The 24092-nt window shown below is 74.8% G+C and carries 22 protein-coding genes and 1 pseudogene; 13 read left to right on the forward strand and 10 right to left on the reverse strand.

All coding sequences use genetic code 11. The annotated features are described in order from the left end of the window. The first annotated feature begins 100 nt into the window (after positions 1-100). A complete protein-coding gene (locus H1226_RS15275) occupies positions 101-634 on the forward strand; it encodes an EF-hand domain-containing protein (protein WP_258341311.1) in 534 nt (177 codons plus the stop codon). A gap of 124 nt (positions 635-758) precedes the next feature. Here the strand turns inward: H1226_RS15275 and H1226_RS15280 are convergent, their stop codons facing one another. From H1226_RS15280 to H1226_RS15305, 6 genes are read right to left on the reverse strand one after another with little or no spacing between them, the layout of a single operon-like run. Continuing rightward, on the reverse strand, positions 759-1196 hold the full coding sequence (locus tag H1226_RS15280; RefSeq protein WP_258341312.1) for a DUF6917 domain-containing protein: 438 nt from the start codon (positions 1194-1196) through the stop codon (positions 759-761). Further along, on the reverse strand, positions 1193-2146 hold the full coding sequence (locus tag H1226_RS15285) for a Gfo/Idh/MocA family protein (RefSeq protein WP_258341313.1): 954 nt from the start codon (positions 2144-2146) through the stop codon (positions 1193-1195). Before H1226_RS15285 ends, H1226_RS15280 begins: the two co-directional genes overlap by 4 nt. Further along, on the reverse strand, positions 2146-3270 hold the full coding sequence (locus tag H1226_RS15290) for an Ldh family oxidoreductase (protein ID WP_258341314.1): 1125 nt from the start codon (positions 3268-3270) through the stop codon (positions 2146-2148). Before H1226_RS15290 ends, H1226_RS15285 begins: the two co-directional genes overlap by 1 nt. Then, entirely contained in the window at positions 3270-4562 is a 1293-nt protein-coding gene (locus H1226_RS15295) for a M20/M25/M40 family metallo-hydrolase (RefSeq protein ID WP_258341315.1), read from the reverse strand. The genes H1226_RS15290 and H1226_RS15295 overlap by 1 nt, the downstream gene beginning before the upstream one ends. Then, on the reverse strand, positions 4562-5437 hold the full coding sequence (locus H1226_RS15300; protein WP_258341316.1) for a sugar phosphate isomerase/epimerase family protein: 876 nt from the start codon (positions 5435-5437) through the stop codon (positions 4562-4564). Before H1226_RS15300 ends, H1226_RS15295 begins: the two co-directional genes overlap by 1 nt. Continuing rightward, entirely contained in the window at positions 5427-6467 is a 1041-nt protein-coding gene (locus tag H1226_RS15305) for a Gfo/Idh/MocA family oxidoreductase (RefSeq protein ID WP_258341317.1), read from the reverse strand. The genes H1226_RS15300 and H1226_RS15305 overlap by 11 nt, the downstream gene beginning before the upstream one ends. A 479-nt stretch (positions 6468-6946) precedes the next feature. Here H1226_RS15305 and H1226_RS15310 point away from each other — a divergent pair, with 479 nt between their 5' ends. The 10 genes and pseudogenes from H1226_RS15310 to H1226_RS15350 all read left to right on the forward strand — a co-directional run bounded on the left by H1226_RS15310 (position 6947) and on the right by H1226_RS15350 (position 17708). Then, positions 6947-8095, forward strand: a complete 1149-nt coding sequence (locus H1226_RS15310; RefSeq protein WP_258341318.1) for a DegT/DnrJ/EryC1/StrS family aminotransferase — start codon at positions 6947-6949, stop codon at positions 8093-8095. Further along, positions 8095-9279 (forward strand): DegT/DnrJ/EryC1/StrS family aminotransferase, encoded by a 1185-nt coding sequence (locus H1226_RS15315; protein ID WP_258341319.1) that lies wholly within the window; start codon positions 8095-8097, stop codon positions 9277-9279. The genes H1226_RS15310 and H1226_RS15315 overlap by 1 nt, the downstream gene beginning before the upstream one ends. Next, positions 9269-10249 (forward strand): UbiA family prenyltransferase, encoded by a 981-nt coding sequence (locus H1226_RS15320; RefSeq protein ID WP_258341320.1) that lies wholly within the window; start codon positions 9269-9271, stop codon positions 10247-10249. Before H1226_RS15315 ends, H1226_RS15320 begins: the two co-directional genes overlap by 11 nt. Then, positions 10249-11619, forward strand: coding sequence for an NAD(P)/FAD-dependent oxidoreductase (locus tag H1226_RS15325; RefSeq protein WP_258341321.1), 1371 nt, complete (start codon positions 10249-10251; stop codon positions 11617-11619). The genes H1226_RS15320 and H1226_RS15325 overlap by 1 nt, the downstream gene beginning before the upstream one ends. 1 nt (position 11620) lies before the next feature. Further along, complete coding sequence (locus tag H1226_RS15330; protein ID WP_258349424.1) at positions 11621-13183, forward strand: class I adenylate-forming enzyme family protein; 1563 nt, start codon at positions 11621-11623, stop codon at positions 13181-13183. After that, positions 13174-13968, forward strand: coding sequence for a class I SAM-dependent methyltransferase (locus tag H1226_RS15335; protein WP_309148731.1), 795 nt, complete (start codon positions 13174-13176; stop codon positions 13966-13968). Before H1226_RS15330 ends, H1226_RS15335 begins: the two co-directional genes overlap by 10 nt. Next, positions 13965-15644 (forward strand): CoA transferase, encoded by a 1680-nt coding sequence (locus H1226_RS15340; protein ID WP_258341322.1) that lies wholly within the window; start codon positions 13965-13967, stop codon positions 15642-15644. Before H1226_RS15335 ends, H1226_RS15340 begins: the two co-directional genes overlap by 4 nt. Positions 15645-15808: 164 nt before the next feature. After that, a pseudogene (locus H1226_RS28165) lies at positions 15809-16753 on the forward strand (AMP-binding protein); the annotation flags it as partial. Between the two features lie 107 nt (positions 16754-16860). Continuing rightward, positions 16861-17256, forward strand: coding sequence for an AMP-binding enzyme (locus H1226_RS28170; RefSeq protein WP_309148732.1), 396 nt, complete (start codon positions 16861-16863; stop codon positions 17254-17256). Continuing rightward, a complete protein-coding gene (locus H1226_RS15350; RefSeq protein ID WP_258341323.1) occupies positions 17253-17708 on the forward strand; it encodes a carboxymuconolactone decarboxylase family protein in 456 nt (151 codons plus the stop codon). The genes H1226_RS28170 and H1226_RS15350 overlap by 4 nt, the downstream gene beginning before the upstream one ends. 258 nt (positions 17709-17966) lie before the next feature. On the opposite strand, the gene H1226_RS15355 is transcribed toward H1226_RS15350, so the two are convergent. After that, a complete protein-coding gene (locus H1226_RS15355) occupies positions 17967-18830 on the reverse strand; it encodes an endo alpha-1,4 polygalactosaminidase (protein ID WP_258341324.1) in 864 nt (287 codons plus the stop codon). 328 nt (positions 18831-19158) lie between these two features. On the opposite strand from H1226_RS15355, the gene H1226_RS15360 reads away from it, so the two are divergent. Next, positions 19159-19341, forward strand: coding sequence for a hypothetical protein (locus tag H1226_RS15360; RefSeq protein WP_258341325.1), 183 nt, complete (start codon positions 19159-19161; stop codon positions 19339-19341). A gap of 6 nt (positions 19342-19347) precedes the next feature. On the opposite strand, the gene H1226_RS15365 is transcribed toward H1226_RS15360, so the two are convergent. Beyond that, the gene (locus H1226_RS15365; RefSeq protein ID WP_258341326.1) at positions 19348-20634 is read right to left on the reverse strand and encodes an MFS transporter; all 1287 of its coding nucleotides are present in this window, start codon (positions 20632-20634) and stop codon (positions 19348-19350) included. An 806-nt stretch (positions 20635-21440) separates the two neighbouring features. Here H1226_RS15365 and H1226_RS15370 point away from each other — a divergent pair. Continuing rightward, positions 21441-21602, forward strand: coding sequence for a hypothetical protein (locus tag H1226_RS15370; protein WP_258341327.1), 162 nt, complete (start codon positions 21441-21443; stop codon positions 21600-21602). A gap of 1 nt (position 21603) precedes the next feature. Here H1226_RS15370 and H1226_RS15375 read toward each other — a convergent pair whose 3' ends face one another. Beyond that, complete coding sequence (locus tag H1226_RS15375; protein ID WP_258341328.1) at positions 21604-22482, reverse strand: diacylglycerol kinase; 879 nt, start codon at positions 22480-22482, stop codon at positions 21604-21606. Continuing rightward, the gene (locus H1226_RS15380; RefSeq protein WP_258341329.1) at positions 22479-24083 is read right to left on the reverse strand and encodes an FAD-binding oxidoreductase; all 1605 of its coding nucleotides are present in this window, start codon (positions 24081-24083) and stop codon (positions 22479-22481) included. Before H1226_RS15380 ends, H1226_RS15375 begins: the two co-directional genes overlap by 4 nt. Between the last annotated feature and the right edge of the window lie 9 nt (positions 24084-24092).

A 24092-nucleotide genomic window follows, 5' to 3' on the forward strand; every position in this document is an offset into this window, starting at 1 on the left:
AGACTTGCGCGGCGCTGCGGCTCCGCGCGGGCCGTCCACCCCGGTTCCACGGGGCGGGCGGAACACCGAATCACCCACACACACATCGAGGAGGATGGCCATGACCACGGCTATCGCGAACGACCGCCTGCGCAAGCGCTTCGCCAAGTGGGACCTGGACGGCAGCGGCAGCCTGGAGCGCTCCGACTTCGTCCAGGAAGCCGAGAACGTCGTGCGCGCGTTCGGGGCGGACGCCCAGAGCTCCCAGGCCGAGGAGCTGCGCGCGGCGTTCACCACCCTGTTCGACCACTTGGCGACCCGCGCCGGGCAGACCCCGGCCGGCTCGCTGTCGGAGGAGCAGTTCCTCCAGGTGGCCGAAGGGATGGTCACCGAGGGCGGCGAGGCCGACTTCGACCGCGTCCTCGGCCCGGTGGTGCAGGGCATCGTCGGCCTCTGCGACCGGAACAACGACGGCGTCATCGACGCGGGCGAGTTCGCGTCCTGGCTGACCGCGGTCGGCGTGGACCGCTCGCAGGCGGCCGCCGCGTTCGTCGACATCGACACCAACGGCGACGGCGAGCTCTCGGTGGCCGAGCTGCTCAGCGCCGTGCGGGACTTCCACTTCGGACGGTCGGACGTCGAGCTGCTGGGCTGACCCGCCCACGCGGAAGCGGCCGGTGACCACCCTCCCCTCGCGGAATGGTCACCGGCCGCTGTTCGTTCGATCCGCGCCGAACGCCCCGGACGTCTTCCGGAGGCGGTGCGGACCTGCGCGGGTACTACCCGACGGCACTTCCCAGGCGGGCGGTCAGCGCCGCCTGCTCGAAGGTGAGCAGCTGCTCCGGGAACAGGTCCAGCTCCTCGCCGGTCCACGGCACCTCGGTGCGCACCAGCACGTTGTAGTGGTTGGGGTGGTGGCAGGCGTCGAAGCCGAGCACGGTGCCGATCACCCGGCCGCCGATGCGCAGCTCGTCCCCGCGGTCGAGGACGCCGGCGCAGCCGAACTCGGCGAAGCCGAGGAACCCGACCCGGTCCACGCGGGCGCCCGGCGCGGTCTCGACGTGGTCGGTGGTGACGAGCTCGTGCACCTCGCCCGCCCGGATGCACCGGCTGGCGTGCGGTTCCAGGGACATGCCCCGTTCGGTCCGGCGGTGCCGCAGCACCTTCACCACGGTGGCGTGCAGGCCGCGCTTGCGGCCGTCCTCGTGCGGGTTCACGGCGAGCCCTCCTCGTTCGCGGCGGTGTCCAGGAATTCCACGCGGTAGACCGCGTCGACCAGCTCCAGCGCGGGCAGCCCGCCGTCGGGGCGCCGGTCCGCGGCGGTGTTGCCCGCATCGAGCACGGCGGCGAAGTCGGTGAGGACGCCTTCGTACTCGTGCCACAGCGAGGACTTGAACCCGTGGTGGCCGTGCAGCATGTCGGCGCGGTGCGTGGTGCCGTCCGCGCAGCGGATCTCGACGTCCTTGGTCTCACCGGGATGCGACCAGTCGAGTTCGACGACGGCGGGCACCCCGGTGGCGGAGCGCAGTTCGACCACCGCTTGCCGGTCGAGGCCCGCGCCGTCGCGGTGCACGGTGACCGCGGCGGGTTCGACGTCACCGAGGAAGAGCCGCACCAGGTCGAACGCGTTCGGGCCGTTGTCGGCGACGCAACCGCCGCCGCAGCGCTCCGGGTCGAGGTACCAGGTGTCGCCGCCGATGTGCTCCTCGATGCGTTCGAGGTAGCGCACGGTCAACCCTTCGATGGGCCCGTGCCCGGCGAGCTCGTCGCGCAGGCGCAGCACGTTGTCGTTGTAGCGGCGGTGGAACGCGGTGAACAGCGGCGCGGTGACCGAGGCGAGCCCGGTGAGCGCCCGCGCGTCGACGAGGTCCACGGCGAGCGGTTTCTCCACGCACACCGGCACGCCGGCCCGCAGCGCGTCGCGGCTGATCTCCGCGTGCACGTCGTTGGGGACCACCACGACGACCGCGTCCGGCGCGCTCGCGGCCAGCAGGTCGCGGTGGTCGTGGAACACGGGTATCCGCCCGCGGTGCGGTGCCAGTGCTGCCTCGTCCACGTCGCAGACGGCGACGAGTTCCCAGCCGGGCAGCGCGTCCAGCGCGGCGAGGTAGAACCGTGCGATGGTGCCGAGGCCGATCACGGCGGCGCGGCGCGGTTCCGCGGCCATCAGCGCGCACCTCCGTCCACATCGGACTCGTCGAGGCCCAGCTCGACGAGTTCGCGGTGCACCGAGGCGCGCAGCGGTACTCCGTCCCGGCGGCGCCGCGCGGCGCGTTCCGCCTCGTGCCAGCCGGGGTAGCGCACCGGTTCGCCCGCCGCGGCCGGGCAGTCCAGCAGCGTGCCGAACAGGCTCCGGGCGTCCGCGGCGAACGCCCCGCCGGGGCGCAGCAGGTCGGGGGCCAGCACGAGCACGAAGTAGCCGATGTCGTCGTCGCGCCCGTGCGGCCCGCCGTCACCGTCCAGCGCCGCCGGGGCGGGCCCGACGCCGGCGCCGGACAGCAGCGCGGAGAGCACTTCCACGACGAGCCCGAGGCCGAAGCCCTTGTGCGCGCCGGTGGCCGGTTCGCCGCCGAGCCAGCGCAGGTGCGCCTCGCCGCGGTCGAACGCGGCCGGGTCGGTGACGGGGTTCCCGGTGTCGTCGGCGAGCCATCCGGGCGGGACGCGTTCCCCGTCCGAGGCGGCGATCCGGACCTTGCCGGTGGGAACGGTGGTGGTGCTCATGTCCAGCACGAACGGGTGGCCGTCGAGGGCGGGGGCGGCGACGCTGATCGGGTTGGTGCCGAGCATGGCGAGCGCGCCCAGCGGCGGGCGGGCGATCCGCTGCGAACCGCAGTTGCTGGCGACGATGCCCACGAGCCCGCGTTCGGCGGCGCGCGCGGCGTGGAACCCGGCGCAACCGAAGTGCGTGCCGCCGCGCACCGGCACGAGCCCGACGCCGTGTTCCAGCGCGCGGTCCGCGGCCGCGTCGACGGCCTCCGCCGCGGCCCACAGGCCGAGGGCGCGGCGGGCGTCGAGCACGGCGCAGGCGCCGAGGTCGATCCGCGTGGTGGGTTCCGCGGTGGGGTCGACCCGGCCGGACCGCAGCAGCGGCAGGTAGAGCCGGGTGAGGTTGAACAGGCCGTGCGAGTCGAATCCGCACAGATCTCCGTGGCACAGCGCTTCCGCGGCGAGGTGCGCCCGGTGATCCGGTATCCCGTGCTCGGCGAACAGCCGGGCGGTGAACGCGTGCAGTCGCGCGTAGGACACCGTGGTTCGTTCCCCGGAGTGTGCGATCTCCGGCAGCAGCGTCATCAGGTGATCTCCTTCCCGGCACCGCCGTGGTGCCGCCTGGTGAACTCGGTGAGCACCGCCGCGACCGCTCGGGCGAAGTCGCGGAGTTCGGCGACGTCGGCGTACTCGCCTTCGGCGTGCGCGTGGTTCGCCTCCAGCGATCCGGGGCCGAGCACGGCGGTGCGGGTGTCGGGGATGCCGTGCATCCAGATGGCGTCGCAGGTGAACGCGGGCAGCTCGTCGGGCCACCGCCGGATCCCCGCTGCGGCGAACAGCTCGCCGGCGTCCCCCTGCTCGTGCAGGCAGGGCAGTCCGCGCTTGAGCCAGTCGACGCGCGTGATGGCGGCGGCCTGCGCCGCGGTGCGGGCGAACTCCCTGGTGGACGCGAACGTCCCGGTGAATTCGCGGATGCCGTCGCGCACCGCGTCCTCCAGCGCGCGCTCGGCGGCGGCACCTTCGGGCGCGGTGGCGTAGGACAGGTTGAGCAGCAGGCCACCGCTGCCGTAGACGCGGTTGTGCCGGTCGCCGGTGCGCAGGCCCGCGATGCAGCAGCGACCCGGCCGGTCCCGCGGGTCGAGGGTGCGGGCGAGGTGCTGGGCGAGGAACCCGAGCAGGACCGTCGCGTTGTGCCCCGCGGCGGGTTCGTCGTCGATGGCGCCGTGCCCGTCGACCCGGATCCGCGCCGTCATCGAGGCGGTGGACCGGGGCAGGTAGCGCAGCCCGGTGGGTTCGCAGAACACGTTGAGCGCCCCGAAGTGGCCGGCTTCGACCAGCGGCCGGGTGCCGTAGGTGCCCATTGCGCCGCCCTCCTCGCCGGAGACGGCGTGCACGAGGACTCCGACGTCGCGCCCCAGCTCGGGGTTCGCGACGCGGGCGGCGCGGATCCCGGCCAGCAGCGCCACGGCCGGGCCCTTCGCGTCGATGGCGCCGCGCCCGGTGATCCGGTCCGCGGTGCGGGTGACGGGTTCGAGCCCGGCGACGGTGTCCAGGTGCACGTTGAACATGGCGGTGCGCTCCGGCGGCAGCTCCGGGCCGAGCCGCAGCACCAGGCTGGGCTGGTCGGCGAGGAAGTCCGGGTCGCGGGCGGCGTCGCGCACGGTGCGCGGCACGTCGTCCCGGTCCAGCACCGAGGGTTCGGGGGCGGCGTGGTGCGCGGTGCGGAACCCGATGCGCTCGGCGGCCGCGGCGTAGGCCCGCTGCGCCTGCCACATCCGGGAGGGTGGCGCGGCACCTTCCAGCGGGTTGACGGTGGGCAGCCGCAGCAGGTCCACCAGCAGGTCGAGGTCACCGGGTTCGAGCGGTTCGGTGCCCATCAGGCCCGGCCGGGCGCGGCCGCCGCCGTGTAGGGCGCGCGCAGCCGCCCCAGCAGCCGTTCGAGGGCGCGGCCCGCGTCGACGAACCGGTCCGCGGCGGTCTCGTCGGCGCGGACCCCGTCGTGCGGGCGGGCGACCAGGTGCGGTTCGAGGGAGTACGCGCCCTCGTAGCCGGAGTTCAGCAGCAGCCGCAGGCAGTCGGCGACCCGCGAACCGCCCTCCCCCGGTGGCACGTACATCACGGCGCCGGGCGAGCCGGTGGCGTCCTTGACGTGCACGTGCGCCACGTGGCCGATGAGCGGGCGCAGCAGGTCCGGGGCGTGGTAGCCGTGCTCGACGCCGTTGCCGGTGTCGAACAGCAGCCGCAGCGACGGGACTTCGGCGAGCAGCCGCAGGGCGCGGTCGGCGTCGGTGGCGGCCCACCCGGCGCAGTTCTCGTGCAGCAGCACGACGTCGTGCTCGGCGGCGCGTTCGGCGAGCTTGGCGACGCGCTCGCGGGCGCGGGCGCCCCACTCGGGTTCGGGGAGCCCGTCGTTCGGGTAGGACATGATGCGCACGTAGCGGCTGCCGAGTTCGCGGCACTGCTCGGCGAGCACGTCGAGTTCGCGCAGGTCGTCCTCGAACGGGGCCGTGATGGGGCGGGCCCAGTTGCCGATGCGCGAGGCGAGGCACACCACGTCGAGCTCGGCGGCGCGGATCTGGCGCGCGGTGCGACGCCGGGCGGGTTCGTCGAGGTCGGCGAGCGGGATGCCGTCGACGGTGCGCAGTTCGATCGACCGCCAGCCGAGCCTGCGGACGGCGGCGAGCTGCCCGGTCAGGTCCGCGGCGGCTTCGTCGCCGATGCCGGCGAGCCGGGGGCGCGGGTCATCCTGCATGATCTGCGGTCCTCCTCCGCTGTCGAGCGGGACCGGTCCGGTCCCGGCAGTGCTGCTTCGCCGCCCACAGCAGGCGGACCACGTCGCGGTGGATCGCGAAGTGCCCGGTGGCGGCGGGTTCGGGTTCCGGTCCGATGGCCTTGAACCGGCGGTAGGTGCGCAGCGTGAACTCGGTGAGCGCGTCGTCGGGGAAGACCGACCACTGCTCCTCGGGGCCGTGCACGGTCAGCTGCGCGTGGTGGTCCTGGTCGCTGAGCGGGTAGTGCCCGACGGCGCTGCCGTGCTCGAACTCCAGCTCCACGCGGCGTTCCCGCACCGGGGCGGTGAGGTCGGAGTCGATGGCGGTGCGGACGCCGCCGACGTGGCGCAGCGCGAGCCGCGCGCCGCCCATGCCGGGGAGCACCACGTCCCCGCAGCGCATGTCGGCGCAGTCGGCGTCGACGAGCTCGGCAGGTCCGGCCAGCCGCAGCGCCACGCCGAGCGAGTGCGGCACTTCCACGTCGAACGCGGTCGGGTGGCCGCCGGTGGCGGTGGAGTGGGTGAACCGGGGTTTGTGCTGGCGGAAGGAGATCTCCCGCAGCCGCCCCAGCGGTCCCCGCTGCACGAGGTCGGCGAGCCTGCGGGTGAGTTCGGCGTCCAGCCAGTGCGCGACGACGGCGAGCCGCAGGCCGTGCGCGGTGCGCAGCCGCTCGACCTCGGCGAGCGAGGTGAGGTCGGGTGCGACGGGCTTCTCCACGATGATGCGGCGGAAGCCGAGTTCGGCGAGCTCGCGCAGCAGTTCGGTGCGCCCGGTGGGCGGGGTGCACAGGTGGACGACGGTGCGGCCGGGCGGGACGAGTTCGGCGGCGGCGCGGACGGATTCGGCCGCGGTGACGCCCGGCGGGACGCGGCGGGCCGCGGGTGCCGGGTCGCAGGCGATGATCGCGCCGGGGTGGAACGGGTCGCGGTCGAGTTCCCTGGCCCGTGCCAGGACGCGCAGGTGCAGGCCGGCGCCCGCGCGCCCGAGCCCGACCACGAGTGAGTGCAGCATCGTGCTCCGTTGCTCCAGAGGGGTTCGAGGTTGTTCCGGGATCCCGCCGCGTTCCGGCGGTTCCGCCCGGCGGCCCGGTGGCTCCCGTCCGGGTTCCGCCGTTCTCGCGAATTCGGCACCCGCTTCCTCGGCGGCGCGGGGTGGGGCCATTCCCGGAACCGTCCTGTTCGGACCGTTCCGGTGCGCATTCGGCGATCGCGGCGGAATGCGCTTCGGCGACCGGATGCGGGCGCCGAGCGGCAAGACTAACGATTTCCCCGAACAGTCCAGGAACCGGGTCCGCGAGGCCCGAACAGATGATCACCGGAAAGGATGAAAAACACGAATGGCGTTCCCGCGGACTTCCGGCGGCGCGCGGCGCTCCGCTACTTTGTCCAGCCGAAGATCCCTCCCCATTCCCAGGAGTTGACGTCGTGTCCCGCGGTGCGAATGACACCGGGACGCGAGAATTATCGAGCCCGCCGGATCCGTCCGCGCCCGTGCCGTTCTTCTCGCAGGCCCGCGCCTTCGACCGGCTTTGGCCGGCCATCAGCGCTCGCGTCGAAGCGGTCTTCGACAACGGCAAGTTCTCCCACGGCAAGCAGGTCGCCGAACTGGAACGGCAGCTCTGCGAGCACACCGGCGCGCGGTACGCGGTGGGCGTGAACAGCGGCACGGACGCGCTGGTCCTGCTGCTGCGCGCCCTGGGCCTGCGCCCCGGTGACGAGGTGGTGGTCCCGGCTTACTCGTTCGTGGCCACCGCGAGCTCGGTGGTGCTGGCCGGGGGCCGCCCGGTGTTCGCCGACGTCGACCCGGTGACCTACGCGCTGGACCCGGCCGAGGTCGAGCGGGTCGCGGGCCCGCGCACCCGGTTCGTCATGCCCGCGCACCTGTTCTGCCAGATGGCGGACATGAGCGCGCTGTCCCGGGTCGCGGCGCGGCGGGGCCTGGTGCTGCTGGAGGACAGCGCGGAGGCGATCGGGATGCGGCAGCTCGGAGTGCACGCCGGGCTACACGGCGCGGGCGGCGTGCTCTCCTTCTTCCCGAGCAAGACCCTCGGCGCGATCGGCGACGCGGGCGCGGTGATCACCGACGACGCGCGGGTCGCGGAGCTGGTCGCGGGGCTGCGCCACCACGGGCGGTTCGGGCACACCCTGGACCACTTCCCCGGCATCTCCACGGAGACGGCGCGGCCGGGAACGAACAGCAAGATGGACGACATCCAGGCCGCGGTGCTGCTGGCGAAGCTGCCGGAGCTGGAGCGGGAGATCGCCCGGCGCGGCGAACTGGCCGCGGCCTACCGGGAACGGCTCGCGGACGTGCCGGGAATCCTCCGGCTGCCGGAGGTGGTCGACCGGGGCCCGGGTTCGGCGAGCGCGTTCTACGTCCACCTGATCGAGGTGGAGCGCCGGGACGAGCTGGTGGAGTGGCTGGCGCGCGCGGAAATCGGCACCGAAACCTACTACCCCATTCCGCTGCACCGGCAACCCTGCTTTCAATCGGATTATTCCACGGAGGTGTCGCTGCCGAACGCGGAAGCGGCGGCGCGGCGCGCGGTGGCCCTTCCGCTCTACCCGGACCTCACCCTCGGACAGCTCGACCGGGTGTGCTCGGTGATCCGCTCCTTCTATTCCGGGAGGCGTGCGTGATGCGTTCCGAAATTCCGTTCTTCCCGCCCGATCTGTTCGAAGAGGATCGCAAGGTGATGCTCGACATCATCGGCGAGATCGGTCGGGATCCCCGACAGAAGTTCATCCTCGGTGAGCAAACCCGGGAATTCGAGGAGTTGCTGCGCGACGATCTCGGCGCCGCCGACGTCATCGCCTGCGGCAGCGGCACCACCGCGCTCGGACTGGTGCTGCGCGCCGTGGACATCGGCCCCGGCGACGAGGTGGTGGTGCCCGCGTTCGGCTGCGCACCGCTGGCCGCCGCCGTGCTGGAGACCGGCGCGGCCCCGGTGTTCGCCGACGTCGACCCGCGCACCATGGTGCTCGACCCGGAATCGGCGCGGCGCCGCATCACCCACCGCACCAAGGCGCTGCTGCCCGCCCACATGTTCTCGATCATGGCCGACATGCCCCGGTTCACCGAGCTGGCCGCGGCGCACGACCTGCGGCTGGTGGAGGACTCCGCGGTCGCGCAGGGCGCCGTGCTGCGCGGCACCCCGGCCGGGCTGTGGGGCGAAGCAGGCGTCTACTCCTTCGTCCAGGTCAAGTCCTTCGGCATGCCCGGTGAAGGCGGCGCCGTCGTCACCCGCGATCCCGCGCTCGGGCGGCGGATCCGGATGCTGCGCAACCACGGGCAGCAGGAGCGCTTCGTGCACCGCGTCATCGGCACCAACAGCCGGTTCGACGAGATCCAGGCCGCGTTCCAGCGCTACCGGTACGCGGGTTTCCCCGCCCGGCTCCGGCGGCGCGCCGAGATCGCCGAGCACTACACCGAGCGCTTCGCGCCGCTCGCCGGGCAGGGCGTGCTCGCCCCGCCGCCGGGCCGGGACGGCCGCTGCCACTACGTGTACTGCCTGCTCGCCGAGGAACGCGACGTGCTGCGGGAATACCTCGCCGAGCACGGCATCGGCTCGCACGTGTACTACCCGCTGGCGCTGCCGCACCAGGCCGCGTTCCTGCCCTGGGCGCCCGCGGACGAGCGCTGGCCGAACGCCGAGCGGGCCAGCGCGCGGATCCTCGCTCTCCCGATCTACCCGCACCTCACCGACGCGGAGGTGACCCGGATCGCCGACGCCGTCTGCGAGTTCACCCGCCACCGCCCGCGCGCGCAGGCGCCGGGCACCCGCCAGTCCGGAACAGGAGCAGCACGACACGATGACCAGTGACCTGCACGCCGCGCCCGAGCGCATCGGGGCGGCCCGGCCGGAGAGCAAGGCCCGCACCTTCGCGCGACTGGGCAAGCTCGACGTCTACGACTACTACCTCAGCGTGCTGGTGGTCGGTGCGGCCGCGCTGCCCGCCGCCGGGTTCGCCGCCGGCGCCGAAGTGCTGCCGATGCTGCTGCTGTTCCTGCTCGGCGAGGTCTGCACGCTGGTGGCGCTGGTCTCGTTCGACGACGTGACGGGGTTCCGCGACGGCAGCGACATCGCCAACTACGGGCCGAACGACCCGCTGCGCAAGAAGCTCCGCAAACCGCTGGTGGCCGGCACGCTCACCGAGCGGGAGGCGCTGGGGTTCGGCTGGGCCGCCGCCGGGTGCGGGGCGCTGCTGTGGGGCGCGGCCGCCGTCGTCGCCCCGCACCGTCCGATGTGGACGCTGGTGCTGATCGCGGTGACGTTCGTGATCGCGCTGCAGTACTCCTACGGCCTCAAGCTCAGCTACCACGGCTTCCAGGAGGCGTTCCTCGTCGCGCTGGGCGTCGCGCTGGTGCTCGCCCCGCACGGGCTGGCGACCGGCGAGTTCTCCGGGTTCGTGCTGGTGCAGGCGGTGCTGTTCGGCCTCGGGCCGCTCATGTTCGGGGTGTACTCCAACACCAACGACGTGGCGGGCGACCGGGCCGTCGGCCGTCCCACGGTGGCGGCGCTGACCTCGCCGCGCGGGAACGCGCTGTTCATCGGGGCGCTGTCGCTGGGCGAGTTCCTGCTGTGCCTGGGCGCCTCGCTCACCGGGGTGGCGCCGTGGTGGTTCGCGGTGCTCGTGCTGCCCGGCAACGCGCTGCGCGCCCGGCAGTACCACCTCGGGTTCCGGGCCGGCGACATCATGCGCGCCCGGCGGCTGGGGTTCCGGGTGCACCGGCTGTACGTGGTGCTGCTGGTCGCGGCGAACCTGCTGGCGGCGTTGGGGGGTGCCCGCTGATGAGCGGCGACCTGGACGTGGCCGTGGTGGGCGCAGGCATGGCCGGGCTCGCCGCCGCCACCGAGCTGACCCGCGCCGGACTCGACGTCCGCGTGTACGAGGCCGCCGGGCACGTCGGCGGGCGCACCGCGAGCGTCCGCGTCGACGGGTACACCATCGACACCGGCGCCGAGCAGCTGTCCCCGCGCGGCTACCGGGCCACCTGGGAGCTGCTGTCCCGGGTGGGCATCGAGGACCACGAGATCCCGCTGATCAGCAGCCCGATCTCGATGTGGCGGGACGGCCGCGCGCACCCCGGGGTCGCCGAACCTCGCGGGCTGCTCACCGGTGCCGGGCTCTCCCCGCTGGCCCGGGTGGACCTGGCGCGGTTCCAGATGTGGCTGGCGCGGCGCCGCGGCGAGTTCGACACCGACGACCCGCAGCGCACCCCGCTGGCCGACAGCACGGTCGCCGACTTCGCCCGCCGGTACCACCCGGACGTGCACGACTACCTGCTGCAACCCGTCGCGGGCACCTTCTTCGGCTGGGACACCGGGCGGTCCTCGGCGGCGGTGATGGTGTCGCTGCTGCTGGCGGTCGGCGACGCGTCGAACTGGCGGACCTACCGCGGCGGGATGGACACCCTGGCGCGGCGGCTCGCCACCGGGCTGGACGTGCGCACCGGGCAGGAGGTGCACCAGGTCGTCTCCACCGGTTCCGCGGCGCGGCTGCACGTCGGCGAGGAGGTCGTGACGGCCCGCGCGGTGCTGCTGTGCGTGCCCGCGCCGGTGGCCGCGCGGCTGCACCCGGGCGCGCCGGAAGCGGAGGCGGACTTCCTGCGGGCCTGCACCTTCACCCCGGCGCTGAAGGTGAGCTGCCTGCTGGACCGGCCGCTGGCCCCGGAGCACGGCGCCCCGCCGTACGTGCTGCTCACCCCGGAGGCCGAGGACGCGGCGCTCTCCGCGATCCTGTTCGACCACCAGAAGCACCCGGACCGCGCGCCGCCCGGGACGGGGCTGCTGACGCTGATGCCGAACGCGCGCACCACGGCCGGCCTGCTGGAGCTGCCGGACGAGGAGGTCGTGGCGCGGTTGACCGGCGCCGCGGCCCGCTACCTGCCGGGGCTGCCCGCGGCGAACCGCCGCAACTTCGTGCACCGCCACCCGCACGGCCTGCCGGAGGCCACCCCGCAGGCGCTCGGCCTGCGGTCGCGGTTCATGGCCCGCCGCCTGCGCCCCGTCGACTACGCCGGGGACTGGGTGATGCTGCGCCCGGCGAGCGAGGGCGCGGTGCGGGCCGGCGCGCTGGCCGCCTCCCGGGTGCTGAGCAGGTTGCGCGCCCCGTTGAGCATTCCGACCCAGGCGAGGAGCCGACGCGTTGAAACCGCATGACATGGGCGTCCTGTTCGACGAGTGCGCGCGGCGCGGCACCGCGACGACGGTGCGGCTGGACCGGCCGTTCGACATCGCCCCGGACGGCGGCTCGTCGTACCGGGTGGCGGAGCTCGCCGAGCTGGTGCGGACCGCGGCCGGGTGGCTCGCGGCGGCCGGGGCCGGGCGCGGCGACCGGGTGGTGATCGTGAAGGAGAACCACTGGGACTACGACCTGCTGGCCTGCGCGGCGGTGCGGATCGGGGCGGTGCCCGCGCAGCTGTCGGCGGAGCTGTCCGTGGCGGCGCTGGAGCAGCTGCTCAAGCGGCTGGACGCCGCGGTGCTCGTCACCACCGGCGCGCTCGCGCGGCGCTGCGCGGAGCAGGGCCTGGACCTGGTGTCCACGGCGCGGACCGCGCTGCTGCTCGACGGGGAGGCACCGGGCGCGGTGCGGCTGGACGACGTGCGCGGCCGGACGGCCCCGGCGCCGCGGCTGCGCTCCGACGACGAGCCGCTGGTGATCAACCACACCTCGGGGACGACGGGCGTGCCGAAGCTGGTGGTGCACTCCACGCGCACGATCATCGGGCAGCTGGCGCGGTTCGAGTCGAACCCGGTGCCGCTGATCGGGGTCCGCCGGGACGACGTGGTGGTGAACGCGAGCTCCTACGCGCACGGGCGGACGTTCTGCTGGACGGCGGTGGCGCTGAGCCGGGAACCCCGGGAGCTGGTGGTGCTCTCCTCGCACGACCCGGACCACGTCGATCCGGTGCTGCGCGCCTACCCGCCTACGATCGTGGAGGCGCTGCCCGCGTCCTACGTGCGGTTCCGGTCGCTGACCGAGCGGCTGGACAACCCGTTCCGCCGGGTGCGGCTGTTCATCAGCACCTACGACGCGGTGCACCCGCCGACGATCCGCGCCTACCTGCACGCCTCCGCGCACCACCGTCCGTTGTGGATGCAGGGCTGGGGGCAGACCGAGACGGGGCCGCTGACGTTCCGCTTCCACACCAGGCGTTCGTCCGCGCGCGGTGCGCGGAGCGTGGGCCGCCCGATCCCGGTGAAGACCCGGCTGCGGGTGGTGGACCCGGACACGTTCGCGCCGGTGCCGCGCGGGACCCCGGGCCTGGTGCTGGCGCGGACCGCCGCGCGCTGCCTGGACTACGAGGGCGAAGCGGAGCGCTGGGCGGCGAAGGCGCGCGGACCGTGGTGGAACACCGGGGACATCGGCGTGCACCACCGGGACGGGCACGTGTCGCTGCTGGACCGCGAGGTGGACCGCACGCCGCGGCTGAGCTGCCTGGAGACCGAGGACGTGCTGGAGGAGCGGCTGCCGCAGGCGCAGGAGTGCGTGGTGCTGGGACGTCCGGACGACGTCCCGCTGCCGGTGGTGGTGACCGCCGACGGCGCGCTGCCGGGCGGGGCGTGGCGCCGGGCGGTGCGCGGGCTGCCCGCGATGGCCGAACCGGTGGTCCTGGCCTGGGACCGGGTGCCGCGGACCGGCACCGGGAAGGTGCGGCGCGCCCTGCTGCTGGAGCGGCTCACCGGCAGCACCGAGACGCCGGGGTCCGGGCAGTGGACGTGACGTGCGAGGCGGTGCCCCGGGATTACGCCTTCGCCCGGGAGCACGAGCGCGCCCGGCACCGCTACCTGTCCGCCGCGCACGACCCGCTCACCTTCGCCCGCCTCGCGGAGACGGGGGTGGGCGACGGGTGGCGCTGCCTCGACGTCGGCGCGGGTGGTGGCGCGGTCGCGCGCTGGCTCGCGGAGCGGGTGGCCCCGTCCGGCAGCGTGCTGGCGACCGATCTGCGGCCGGACCCGGGTTCCCGGCCGCCGGTGGTGGGGCACGACGTGGTCGTCGATCCGCTGCCCGCGGAGGAGTTCGACCTGGTCGTGGCGCGGCTGGTGCTGCGGCACCTCCCCCAGCGGGACGCGGTGCTGGCGAAGCTGGTGCGCGCGCTGAAGCCGGGCGGCTGGCTGCAGGTCGACGAGTTCGACACCTCCTACGAACCGCTGCTGCTGGCCGCGGACGAGGAGTCGGCGCTGCTGTACGAGAAGTTCCTCGCGGCGAAGGAGGCGGCGATGCGCGGCGCGGGCGTGGACCCCGGCTGGGGCAGGCGGGTGCCGCTGGCGATGCACCGGGCCGGGCTGGTCGAGATCGACCCGCGCCCGCGGGTGCAGCTGCGGCACCGCGACGGCGCGGACCTGCTGCTGCTGGCGCAGGCGGCGGTGGACATGCGCGCGGAGCTGATGGCGGCCGGGATGACCGGGGCCGAGCTGGACCGGGTGCGGGAGGTCGTGCTGCACCCGGACTTCCGGGCGACGTCCTGCCTGATGTACTCGGTGCACGGGCGGAAGGCCCCGCGATGAGCGGGGCGCCCACCTCGGAGCGCGCGGCGGCGCGGGTCGCCGAAGAGGTCCGCGACGCGTTGCGCGACGAGCCGGACCTGACCTGCGAAGTCGACTGGTCCGGGCCGGTCCGGGCGGTGCTGCCGGACGAGGACGCGGTGCAGGCGGCGTGCGGGATCATGCAGGTGCACGGCAGGGCCGCCGGGCGGCCCGCCGCGCTGGGCGTGGACTACGCCTCGGTGGTGGCGGGCGTGCTGGCGAGCCAGGGCGAGCTGGCGGCGGCGATCGCCCGGGCCCGCGGCGCGCGGGTGTCCCGGGTGCGCACCTCGGTGGCGGAGGCCGCGCTGCTCGCCGTGCAGCAGTACCTGGCGGTCGCCGCGACCGAATCCGACGACGCGGAACCGCGTGCGGACCCCGGCGGCGGGCCGCGGCCGCCGTTCACCACGGCCGACGGGGTGCGCTGCGAGCTGGAGACGCTCGACGCGGAGCCGTGGCTGCGGTTCTGGCGGGCCCTGGGCGCCGGGAACGCGGCGATCTCGCGGGGTTGGGGGCCGTTCCAGCAGCGCTTCGGGACGGCGTGCTGTCCGCTGCCGCCCGAGCTGCACGAAGTGGTGGGCCGCACCCGGTTCGCCGAGGTGCTGGCCGCGGCGGCCGAGTCCGGGGTGGCGGTGCTGCCGGTCCGGGAGGATCCGGTGCCGCCGTGGGAGGTTCCGGCCTGCACGACGACTCCCCTGGGCTCGGCCGGTGCCCCGCTCCGCCCGCGCGGCGCCCCGGCGGCCGGGCCGCTGGACGGCCTGGTCGTGGTCGAATCGACGCGGCGGGTGCAGGGCCCGGTCGCCGGGCACGTGCTGCGGATGCTCGGTGCCGAGGTGGTCCGCGTCGAACCGCCCGGCGGCGACCCGATGCGCGGCATTCCGCCGACCGCCGGTGGCACGTCGGTGCGGTACCGCTCGCTCAACGACGGCAAGCGGGTCGTGGAGGTGGACATCAAGTCCGCCGCCGGGCGGCGGGCCGTGCACGAACTGGTGGCGGAAGCCGAGGTGTTCGTGCACAACTGGGCGCCCGGCAAGGCGGCGCAGCTCGGCCTGGACGCCGACGACCTGGCGCGGTCCGCTCCCGGCCTGGTCTACGCGTGGGCGTCCGGGTGGGGTGGCGCGGCCGGACCGAATCCCCCGCTGGGCACCGATTTCCTGGTGCAGGCGGGCGGCGGGCTGGCCGCGGCGCTGTCCCCGGCGGGCGACCCGGTGCGTCCGTCGCTGATGACGTTGACCGACGTGCTCGGCGGACTGGTGTGCGCGCACGGCGTGCTGCGCGCGCTGCTGCACCGGGTGCGCACCGGGGCGGGCGCGCGGGTGGACACCTCGTTGTTCTCCGCGGCCGGGCTCGTGCCGCGGGCGCCGCGCGCGCGACCGGATCCGCTGCGCGGTCCGCTGCGGACCGCCGACGGTTCGCTCGTGCTGCCGCGGGGCATCGATCCGGCCACCGCGACCGCCGCGTTCGGCGGCGCGCCCGGCGAGCTGCCGAACCGGTTCCGGGAGCGGACCACCGGGGAGTGGGTGCGCCGGGGCGCCGAGGCCGGGCTGGTCGTCACCCCGGTGTGCGCGGACCTGCGCGAGCTGACCACCGACGACCGGTTCGGCGCCGCGCTGGGCCGCGCCGAGCACGTCTTCCCGCTACCCCCTTGGGAGTTCTCGTGACCGACACCGCCCCCGCCCGGCTCGCGATCGGCGACCGGGTGCCCGCCGCGCTGCGCGCGCGGTGGGTCCGCGCCGGGCACTGCCCGGACCGCGACGTGCACGCCCTGTTCCGCGCGCGGGTGCGCGCCCACCCGCGGCAGGAAGCCGTGCTCGACGCCGACGGAGTGCTCGACTACGCGGAGCTGGACCGCGAGGTGGACCGGATCGCGGCGGCGCTGGACCGGGCCGGCATCGGCCCCGGTGAGGTGGTCGGCATCCGGATGCCCAACGGCCGGCGGATGGTCGTCGCCGAACTCGCCGTCGCCGCGGTCGGCGCCGTCGTCCTCGCCTACCCCGCGGGCCGCGGCAGCCGGGACACCCGGAGCCTGCTGGGCCGGTCCCGGGCGGCCGCGGCGATCTTCGGGAGCGCGGCGGACGCCGACGACGCCCGCGAGCTGCCGGAGCTGCGCCACGTCTTCACCTTCGGCGCCGGGGAATCGGGCCCGCGCTCGCTGGACGACGCGCCGGCCGCGCGGTGGGCGGCGCGGGAGCAGGACCCGGAAGCACCGGTGCGCATCCTCGTCACCTCCGGTTCGGAGGCGGAACCGAAGATGATCGCCTACTCGCACAACGCGATGGCCGGCGGCCGGGCGAACTACGTGCGGGGCCTCGCGGACGCGGCGCAGGAGCCGGGGCCGATGCGGGCGCTGCTGCTGATGTCGCTGGCCACCTCCTACGGCTCCTGCGCGACCCACGTGGCGATCGCCGCGCTGGGGGCCACGATCGTGCTGGCCGACGGTTTCGACCCGGCGCGCACCTTCGAGCTGATCGCCCGGCACCGGCCGGGCCACGTGTTCGGGGTGCCGACGATGCTGCGCCGCCTCGCCGAGCACCCGGCGGCGCCGGACGAGGACCTCTCCTCCGTCCGCGTCGTCGTCTCCAGCGCGGCCCCGCTGTCCGAGGTGACCCGCGACGCCGCCGCGCGCCGGTTCGGCGCCCAGGTGATCAGCGTGTACGGCTCGTCGGACGGCATCAACTGCCACACCGCCCGCACCCCGGACCAGCCCGGCACCGGGCTGCCCGACCCGGCGGTCGCCGAGATCAGCGTCGTCGGCGCCGACGGGGCCGAGGTTCCGCCCGGGGAGAGCGGCGAGATCCTGGCCCGCGGCCCGATGACGCCGCTGGGCTACGTGGCCGCCCCGAGCTCGACGCCCGCTACCGCACCGCGGACGGCTGGGTGCGCAGCGGTGACCGCGGGATGCTCGACGAGCGGGGACGGCTGCACGTGCTGGGCCGGTTGCACCAGGTCGTCTCGCGCGGCGGCTACCACATCAGCCCCGCCGAGGTGGAGCGGCAGATCGCCGCGCACCCGGCGGTGGTCGACGTCGCCTGCGTCGGCGTTCCCGACGACGACCTGGGCGAACGGCTGTGCGCCTGCGTCAGCGGCACCGCCGAGCTCACCCTCGCCGGGCTCACCGCCTTCCTGGAGGAGGAGCGCGGCCTGGAACGCCGCAAGCTGCCGGAGTTCCTGGTGGTGCTGCCCGAACTGCCGCTCGCGCCGACCGGCAAGGTCTGCCGCCGCACCGTCACCGCGCTCGCCACCGAACGCACCGCACCGGGAGGAACCCGATGACCGCCACCGCCCGCCTCGACCTGCTCTCGCTCACCCCGAACGGTTTCGCGGACCTGCGGCGGCTGGCCGAGCGCTCCGGTGCCGACGCGCAGGACGCCGGTCTGGACCCGATCCTGCTGGAGCTGGTGCGGTTGCGCGCCTCGCAGCTCAACGGCTGCGGGTTCTGCACCGGCCTGCACGCGCGGCAGGCGCTGGAGCACGGCGAATCCCAGCAGCGCCTGGACGAGCTGCCCGACTGGGCCACGTCGTTCCGGTTCGCCGCGCACGAACGCGCCGCGCTGCTGCTCGCCGAGTCGGTGACGCTGCTGCCCGGGGGCCGGGTGCCCGACGAGCACTACCGCGAGGCGCAGGCCCACTTCGACGAGCCCCAGCTCGCCCACCTGCTGTGGACGATCAGCCTCATCAACACCTTCAACCGCCTCGCCATCAGCACGGCACTACCACGGGGCTGAGCGCGGGCGCCCCGACCGGCGGCCGCGCTGATCAGCCGGTGGTCGCGGCGGGCCCGACAGCGCCGCCCGCGTTCCGGAGGATCGTCCTGCCTTCGTCGGCTCGGTGGTCGCGCGCACCGGAATCATCCGGCAGCGGGCCGCCGATGACGACGAATCGCCCGGCACCGCCGCGGACTCCGCCCGGAGGGCCCAGCCCGAGCCGCGACGATCCCGCGCCACCGCATGCTCCCGCCACCGCGACGGGAGCACCGGGCCTGCTCAGCAGTGGTCGAAGACGTGGGCGGGGTCGGTGGGCGGGACGAGGTCGTGGTCGCGCAGGGTGGTGGTGGCGGGGGTGGCCGGGTCGGCGCAGACGTCGGGGAAGGTGCCGCGGAGGTCGTCGGCGTACTCGACGTCGAGCACCGCGCCGCCGTAGTGCTCGGCGTAGTCCGCGCACTCCTCCCAGCGGTGGCAGCTCTCGGTGATGGCGAAGTCGTAGCCGACCTCGTCCTTGCCGCGGGCGCTGAGCTCGGCCGCGTTCTTCTGCGCCACGGCGAGGCCCGCGCGGTGGGCGGCGTCGACCAGCAGCCCGGCGAACGCGAGGTTGTCGTCGGCGTCGAGCGCGCCGTCGGAACGGGTGTAGGAGTCGAGGTTGTCCAGTTCCACCGAGTCGAAGCCGCGGGTGGCGCAGTCGGCCACGGTGCCGCCGATGATCTCGGCGAGCCGGGTGCGGTGCTGCTCGGTGGAGGTGTCCAGCAGGAGCTCGTCCGGCCAGCCCGGGTCGACCACCGGTTCTCCGTCCGGCCCGGAGAGCACCAGGTCGCGCCGCTGCTCCAGCCACAGCTCGCGGTCGGCGGGCTGGGTCTGGAAACCGTTGACGTAGCAGATGTTGTGCAGCCCGGGCGCCGGTTCCGCGGTGCTGTCCCTGGTCACGACGGTGACTCCGGTGGGCGGCGGGTAGGCGCCGCCGAGCTGGTAGTCGTGCACGCCGCCGACCGGGGGTGCGGTGCGGGCGGGGCCGGTGGGGGTTTCGGCGGCGACCTCGCGCACCGCCGCCTGTTCCGGTCCGGTCCCGCAGGCCGTGAGCGCGAGCACCGCCGCGCCGAGCACCGCACACCGCTTGGCCACCGGAACGCAGTTCATCCGACCCACTCCTCCACCGCAGGCGCGGTGCTGGTCACCGCGACGCCGGAGATCAGCATAGATCGGGCGGGCGGGCCGTCCGGCTCGGTCGAACCGCAGCCGGTGAACGCCGCACCGGCGCCCCGCCGCCCGGACGAGCGGGCCGTGCCGCCGTCGCCCGTTCGGCCCAGCCGGGAGGTCCGCGCGGCCGATGCCGCAGATTTCGCCCTGCCGGTCAAGGAATCGGTCCTGACTCCACTCGAAGGGTGGGCGCGGGTCGGGTTCGCGTCATGGGGACCGGCGCCCCCGGTCCCACTGCTCGCCCCATCGACGACGCAGGGAGTGTGCGATGCACGAGGGATTGGTCGACCGGGTTCGCTGGCTGGTGGACGAGCAGGCGCCGCGGGACCCGGAGGTGGCGGCGGTCGAGCTGGACCTGCTGATCGCCAGGTTCGGCCGGACCGAGATCGCGGCGGCGCTGGCGATCGTGGCCCCGCTGGAGATCGCGGGGCTGGTCCGGCACGGTCTCTGACCCCGCTCACCTCGCCCGCGCGCGGCGCGGGTGCGCGACCGCTCGCCCCCGGGATCGGTCGGGTCCCGGGGGCGCGGTGCGGTCCAGGTGCCGGTAGACGAGGGCGGCGGCCAGCAGCGCGACCGCCAGCACCAGCCACGGCGCGGTGCCGGACACCGCGAACAGCACGGTGTTCAGCCCGGGACCGACCGCACCCGCCACTCCCCACACCAGCTGGTAGCAGGCGCCGTAGCGGCCGGCGTCGGACCCGCCGGCGAAGTCGAGGACGATGACCATCGCCACGGCGCCGAACAGCGCCTCGCCGAGGCTGAACACCAGGACCAGCACCACCATCAGCAGCGCCGCGGTCGGCACGTCGCGACCGACGAGCAGCAGGAACCCGGCGAGTCCGGCGGCGATGAGCACCGCGGACCGCGCCATCAGCCGCATCGGCGCCCGGCCGCTCCCCCACCGCAGCGCGACGGGCTGGAACGCCGGGATCGCCAGGCAGGACAGCACGTAGGCCACCGGCGGCAACCACAGCGGCATGCCCAGCCAGCGCAGGTAGATCGGCAGGATCGATTCGAACGCGACGCTGGCGAGGGTGAGCGCGAGGGTGGCGCCGGTGAACGCGAGGAACCGCCGGTTCGCGAACACCCCGCGGTAGCCGCCGGTGTCCACCGCCGTCGTGCCCCGGTGCCGGGGGAACCGCGTGCCGAGGCGCCAGAACAGCACGCCCGCGAACGCGAATCCGGCGGCGTTGAGCAGCGGGATCGCCGTCCAGAACGCCGGGCCGAACCAGCGCTCCAGCGCGGCGCCGACGGCGACGGCGAGGGCGCCCAGGCCGAGCCCCATCGTGCGCAAGCTGTTGAGCAGCGCGAAGAACCGCCGCCGCGCCTGCTCGTCGGAGGTGATGCCCGCGACGAGCCCGCCGTGCGCGGCCCAGTAGAGCCGGTCGCCGAGGCTGACCCCGAACGCGATCGCCACCACCTGCGCCGGGCCGTCGGCCCACAGGTAGGCGGGGAACACCAGCGCGCGGATCGCGCAGCTCAGCACCGCCGCCGGGTAGGGCCCGACGCGGTCGGCGAAGCTGCCGGCGGCGAGCCCGCCGAGGACGAGCGCGGCCACCGATCCGGTGCTGAGCGCGGCTCCGGCCGCCGACAGCGGGATGCCGCGCCCTTCGGTGAAGTACAGCAGCGAGAACGTCACCCACACCCCGGCGCCGATGGTGTCGACGACCATCGCGGTGAGGAACGCGCGGGATCCCGCCCGGCGCGGTGGTTCCGCGGTGCCGGGCCGGTTCGCCTGCTGCATCGGTCTCCTCCGGTCACCGGTGTTCCGCCGCGCACCGGTGGCGCCTCGCGGATCCGGTGCGGCGGTCCATCCCCGGGCCTCGGCGGGAGGTCACGACGCGGCGCGGTGGGGCCCGGGGGATGGGGGCCGCGACGGCGCCGTCCGGCCTGTTCCAGGGCGCGGTCGGGCGTCCGCCGATTCCGGGTCGGTCGGCGTTCCCGGTCGGGATCGAGGAATGCCGCTGCTGATCGCCGCCGCGCGCCGCTTCACGTTAACCGCGGCGGAAGTCCTGATCCAGGAATGTCACACCCTCGGATCAACGATCGCGGAAAATTGAGATGGGGGCGGGAGAACGGATATCGTCGCACCCGCGCGGGAAATCATCGTCGCAGCTCAGATCGCCTGCATCGCGCATCGCGACAACGTTTCGAGGAAGCTGGACATTCGCGCCGAGGCATCGCGAACCGCATTCCGGACGATTTCTTCCCGCCCGCCGGAAAAGGCCGCACAACGCGGAACGCGCCATTCGTTCCCGGCGCACCGGGCGAGGGTTCCCGCACCCCGGCGTCCGCGACCGCGCGCACCCGGAGATCGATCAAGTTCCACAGTGGACCCGCGGGGCGGGTTCCGGGCCGCACTGCGGTCCACCTGCGGCAGGACCCGCTCCGCCGGGACAACTTGACTCGTCAAGCAGGCGTTTTCCCCGACGTGGCCATCAGCCGCCGCGTCCGCGACCGGCCACAGTGGCGCGGACGCGGCGCGGACCGGCGACGACGAACCCGGTACCGCTGCGAATGAGACGATCTCCGTCCCTTACCCTCTCGCTCGTGAGGGAAGAACGAACTCTGCTGCACGAACTGGTCGACCAGCTGCCGGACGACCGGCTGGGTCAGGCCGTCTCCCTGCTGGAGAAGCTGGTCAGCGTCTCGCTGCGGCGCAACTTCAAGACCGACGACAAGCCGGAACCGCACGACCAGCGCTGGAACTAGGTCAGGACGGGACCAGCGCGGTCGCGGCGCGCGGGACGCACTCGCACACCAGCGGCAGCGGCGCGAACCGCTCGCCGTCGGCGTACCCGACGACGTCCGGGGCGGACAGCCGCACCCGCCGCGCCCGGTAGGTCGCGACCTCCGGTCGCGCGACGTGCGTGCCCGGGTAGATCGTCGGCAGCAGCCGCACCAGCCGGGCCAGCGGGACCGCACCGAGGACGGTGACGTCGAAGAGCCCGTCGTCGGGCACCGCGCCCGGGCAGACCCGCATGCCGCCGCCGTAGCTGGCGCCGTTGCCGACCGCCACCAGGACACCGCTGGTGGACACCCGTTCCCCGTCGAGCTCCAGCTCGTAGTGCAGCGGCCGCAGCGCCGCCAGCTCGGCCACCAGCGCGAGGTTGTAGCGCAGCTTCCCGCGCGGCCAGCGCAACCGGTTGGTGCGTTCGGTGACCTTCGCGTCGAAACCACCGGCGAACACGGTGCCGAACCAGCGGTCCCCGGCGCGCCCGAGGTCGATCGGGCGCGCCACCCCGTCCAGCAGCACGCGCGCCGCCGCGATCGGATCGTGCCGCGGGACGCCGAGCATCCGGGCGTGGTCGTTGCCGGTCCCGGACGGGATCACCGCGAACGGCGTGCCGGTGCCCGCCACCGCCTGCAGCGCCAGGTTGACGATGCCGTCACCGCCGCACGCCACCAGCGCCCCGGTTCCCGCCTCGACGGCCCGGTGGGCCAGCGCCTGGGCCTCGGTCGCGTCCCGGCCGACCAGGACCCGCACCGACACCCCCGCGGCGCGCAGGAAGCGCAGCGCGCGCACCGCGGTCGCGGCGCCGCCGCCCTGCCCCGAGCGCGGGTTGACCAGCAGCGCGACCTCGTCGATCACGGGATCAGCTTGCCGGGGTTGAGCACGCCGACCGGGTCGACCGCGGACTTCACGGCCCGCAACACCTGCGCGCCGAGCTCCCCGATCTCGTCCACCAGCCACGGCCGGTGATCCAGGCCGACCGCGTGGTGGTGGGTGATGGTGGCCCCGACCCGGCTGATCGCCGCACCCGCCGCCTCCTTCGCCCGCCGCCACTGCCGCACCGGGTCCTCGGCGCGGGCGCAGACGACGGTGAAGTACAGCGATGCGCCCGCCGGGTAGACGTGCGAGAGGTGGCAGAGCACCAGCGGCGGCGTGCCCTGCTCGGCCAGCGCCTCGGTCACGGCGTCCTGCACGGCGGCGCGGGTCTCGGCCAGCCGGGACCAGGTGGTCGCCGTTTCGAGGGTCTCGGCCAGCGCGTTCACGTCCAGCAGCGCGTCCCGCAGGTAGGGGCCGTGGTACCGGCCGTGCGCCCAGCTCTCGGCGGGTTCGGCACCGAGCGGTTCGCCACCCGCCTCGGCCAGCAGCGCCCGCGCCCGCGCGGACACCGCGACCCGCGCGCCCTCGTACCGGGTGATCAGCAGGCAGCCGCCGGGGCCGCCGCCGCCCTCTCCGACGTCGTGCGCCGCGGACAGGTTGATCCAGGTCTCGGTCTCGTCGGACAGCCGCGCGACGGTGGGCAGCGCCTCCTCCTGCGCCAGCCGCCGCAGCGCCGCCGAGCCCGCGTCGAAGTCGGGGAACGACCAGCCCTCGGACTCGACCTCGGCGGGCACCGGGTACACCCGGGCGGTCACCTCGGTGATGATCCCGAACGCGCCTTCCGAGCCGAGGAACAGCTGCCGCAGGTCCGGCCCGGCCGCCGACGCCGGCGCCCGGCCCAGGTCGAGCTCGCCGCTCGGGGTCGCGACCCGCATCCGCAGCACCGCGGCGTCGAACCGGCCGTAGCCCGCCGAAGCCTGCCCGGAGGAGCGGGTGGCGGCGAAGCCGCCGATGCTGGCGTGCTCGAAGCTCTGCGGGAAGTGCCCGAGGGTGAACCCGTGCTCGGCCAGCAGCGCTTCCGCCTCGGGCCCGCGCAGCCCGGCCTGCAGGGTCGCGGTGCGCGAGTCGGCGTCAACGGCCACCAGCCGGTCCAGCCGCCGCAGGTCGAGCGAGATCAGCGAGGTGAAGCCGCCGCGCTCGGGTTCCACTCCCCCGACGACGCTGGTGCCGCCGCCGAACGGGACCACCGCGATGCGGTGCTCGGCGCAGCGGGCGAGGACCGCGCACACCTGGTCGTGGTCCGCGGGCAGCACCACCGCGTCCGGTGCGGCCCCGGCGTCGCCGGCGCGGCGGCGCAGGAGGTCGGGCGTGCTCTTGCCGCCGGCGTGCAGCAGCCGGGTCTCGTCGTCGGTGCGGATCGCGTCGTCGCCGACGATCCCGGCGAGGGCGGCCCGGGCCTCCGCGGGAAGCCGGGTCTCGCCGAGGCGCACTTCGGACCGGTCCACCGAGGGCGTGTCGCGGTGCTCGACGCCGAGGAACGCCTCCAGCAGGCCGCGCACCTGGTCGGACACCGGGGTCGCCGCGTCGGCGGTGCCCCAGGCGTTCCAGGCCAGATCCGGGGTGCGGTGCTCAAGCTCAGTCATGCGTTACAG

It is taken from the genome of Saccharopolyspora gregorii (genome assembly GCF_024734405.1).
In the GTDB taxonomy this organism is placed as follows: Bacteria; Actinomycetota; Actinomycetes; order Mycobacteriales; family Pseudonocardiaceae; genus Saccharopolyspora_C; species Saccharopolyspora_C gregorii.

Excerpts from the sequence above, each read along its gene's own strand:
- H1226_RS15275 (WP_258341311.1), top strand. The coding sequence starts at position 101 with ATGACCACGGCTATCGCGAACGACCGCCTGCGCAAGCGCTTCGCCAAG.
- H1226_RS15285 (WP_258341313.1), bottom strand. The coding sequence starts at position 2,146 with ATGGCCGCGGAACCGCGCCGCGCCGCCGTGATCGGCCTCGGCACCATC.
- H1226_RS15290 (WP_258341314.1), bottom strand. The coding sequence starts at position 3,270 with ATGACGCTGCTGCCGGAGATCGCACACTCCGGGGAACGAACCACGGTG.
- H1226_RS15295 (WP_258341315.1), bottom strand. The coding sequence starts at position 4,562 with ATGGGCACCGAACCGCTCGAACCCGGTGACCTCGACCTGCTGGTGGAC.
- H1226_RS15300 (WP_258341316.1), bottom strand. The coding sequence starts at position 5,437 with ATGCAGGATGACCCGCGCCCCCGGCTCGCCGGCATCGGCGACGAAGCC.
- H1226_RS15305 (WP_258341317.1), bottom strand. The coding sequence starts at position 6,467 with ATGCTGCACTCACTCGTGGTCGGGCTCGGGCGCGCGGGCGCCGGCCTG.
- H1226_RS15315 (WP_258341319.1), top strand. The coding sequence starts at position 8,095 with ATGCGTTCCGAAATTCCGTTCTTCCCGCCCGATCTGTTCGAAGAGGAT.
- H1226_RS15320 (WP_258341320.1), top strand. The coding sequence starts at position 9,269 with ATGACCAGTGACCTGCACGCCGCGCCCGAGCGCATCGGGGCGGCCCGG.
- H1226_RS15325 (WP_258341321.1), top strand. The coding sequence starts at position 10,249 with ATGAGCGGCGACCTGGACGTGGCCGTGGTGGGCGCAGGCATGGCCGGG.
- H1226_RS15330 (WP_258349424.1), top strand. The coding sequence starts at position 11,621 with ATGGGCGTCCTGTTCGACGAGTGCGCGCGGCGCGGCACCGCGACGACG.
- H1226_RS15340 (WP_258341322.1), top strand. The coding sequence starts at position 13,965 with ATGAGCGGGGCGCCCACCTCGGAGCGCGCGGCGGCGCGGGTCGCCGAA.
- H1226_RS15350 (WP_258341323.1), top strand. The coding sequence starts at position 17,253 with ATGACCGCCACCGCCCGCCTCGACCTGCTCTCGCTCACCCCGAACGGT.
- H1226_RS15355 (WP_258341324.1), bottom strand. The coding sequence starts at position 18,830 with ATGAACTGCGTTCCGGTGGCCAAGCGGTGTGCGGTGCTCGGCGCGGCG.
- H1226_RS15360 (WP_258341325.1), top strand. The coding sequence starts at position 19,159 with ATGCACGAGGGATTGGTCGACCGGGTTCGCTGGCTGGTGGACGAGCAG.
- H1226_RS15365 (WP_258341326.1), bottom strand. The coding sequence starts at position 20,634 with ATGCAGCAGGCGAACCGGCCCGGCACCGCGGAACCACCGCGCCGGGCG.
- H1226_RS15380 (WP_258341329.1), bottom strand. The coding sequence starts at position 24,083 with ATGACTGAGCTTGAGCACCGCACCCCGGATCTGGCCTGGAACGCCTGG.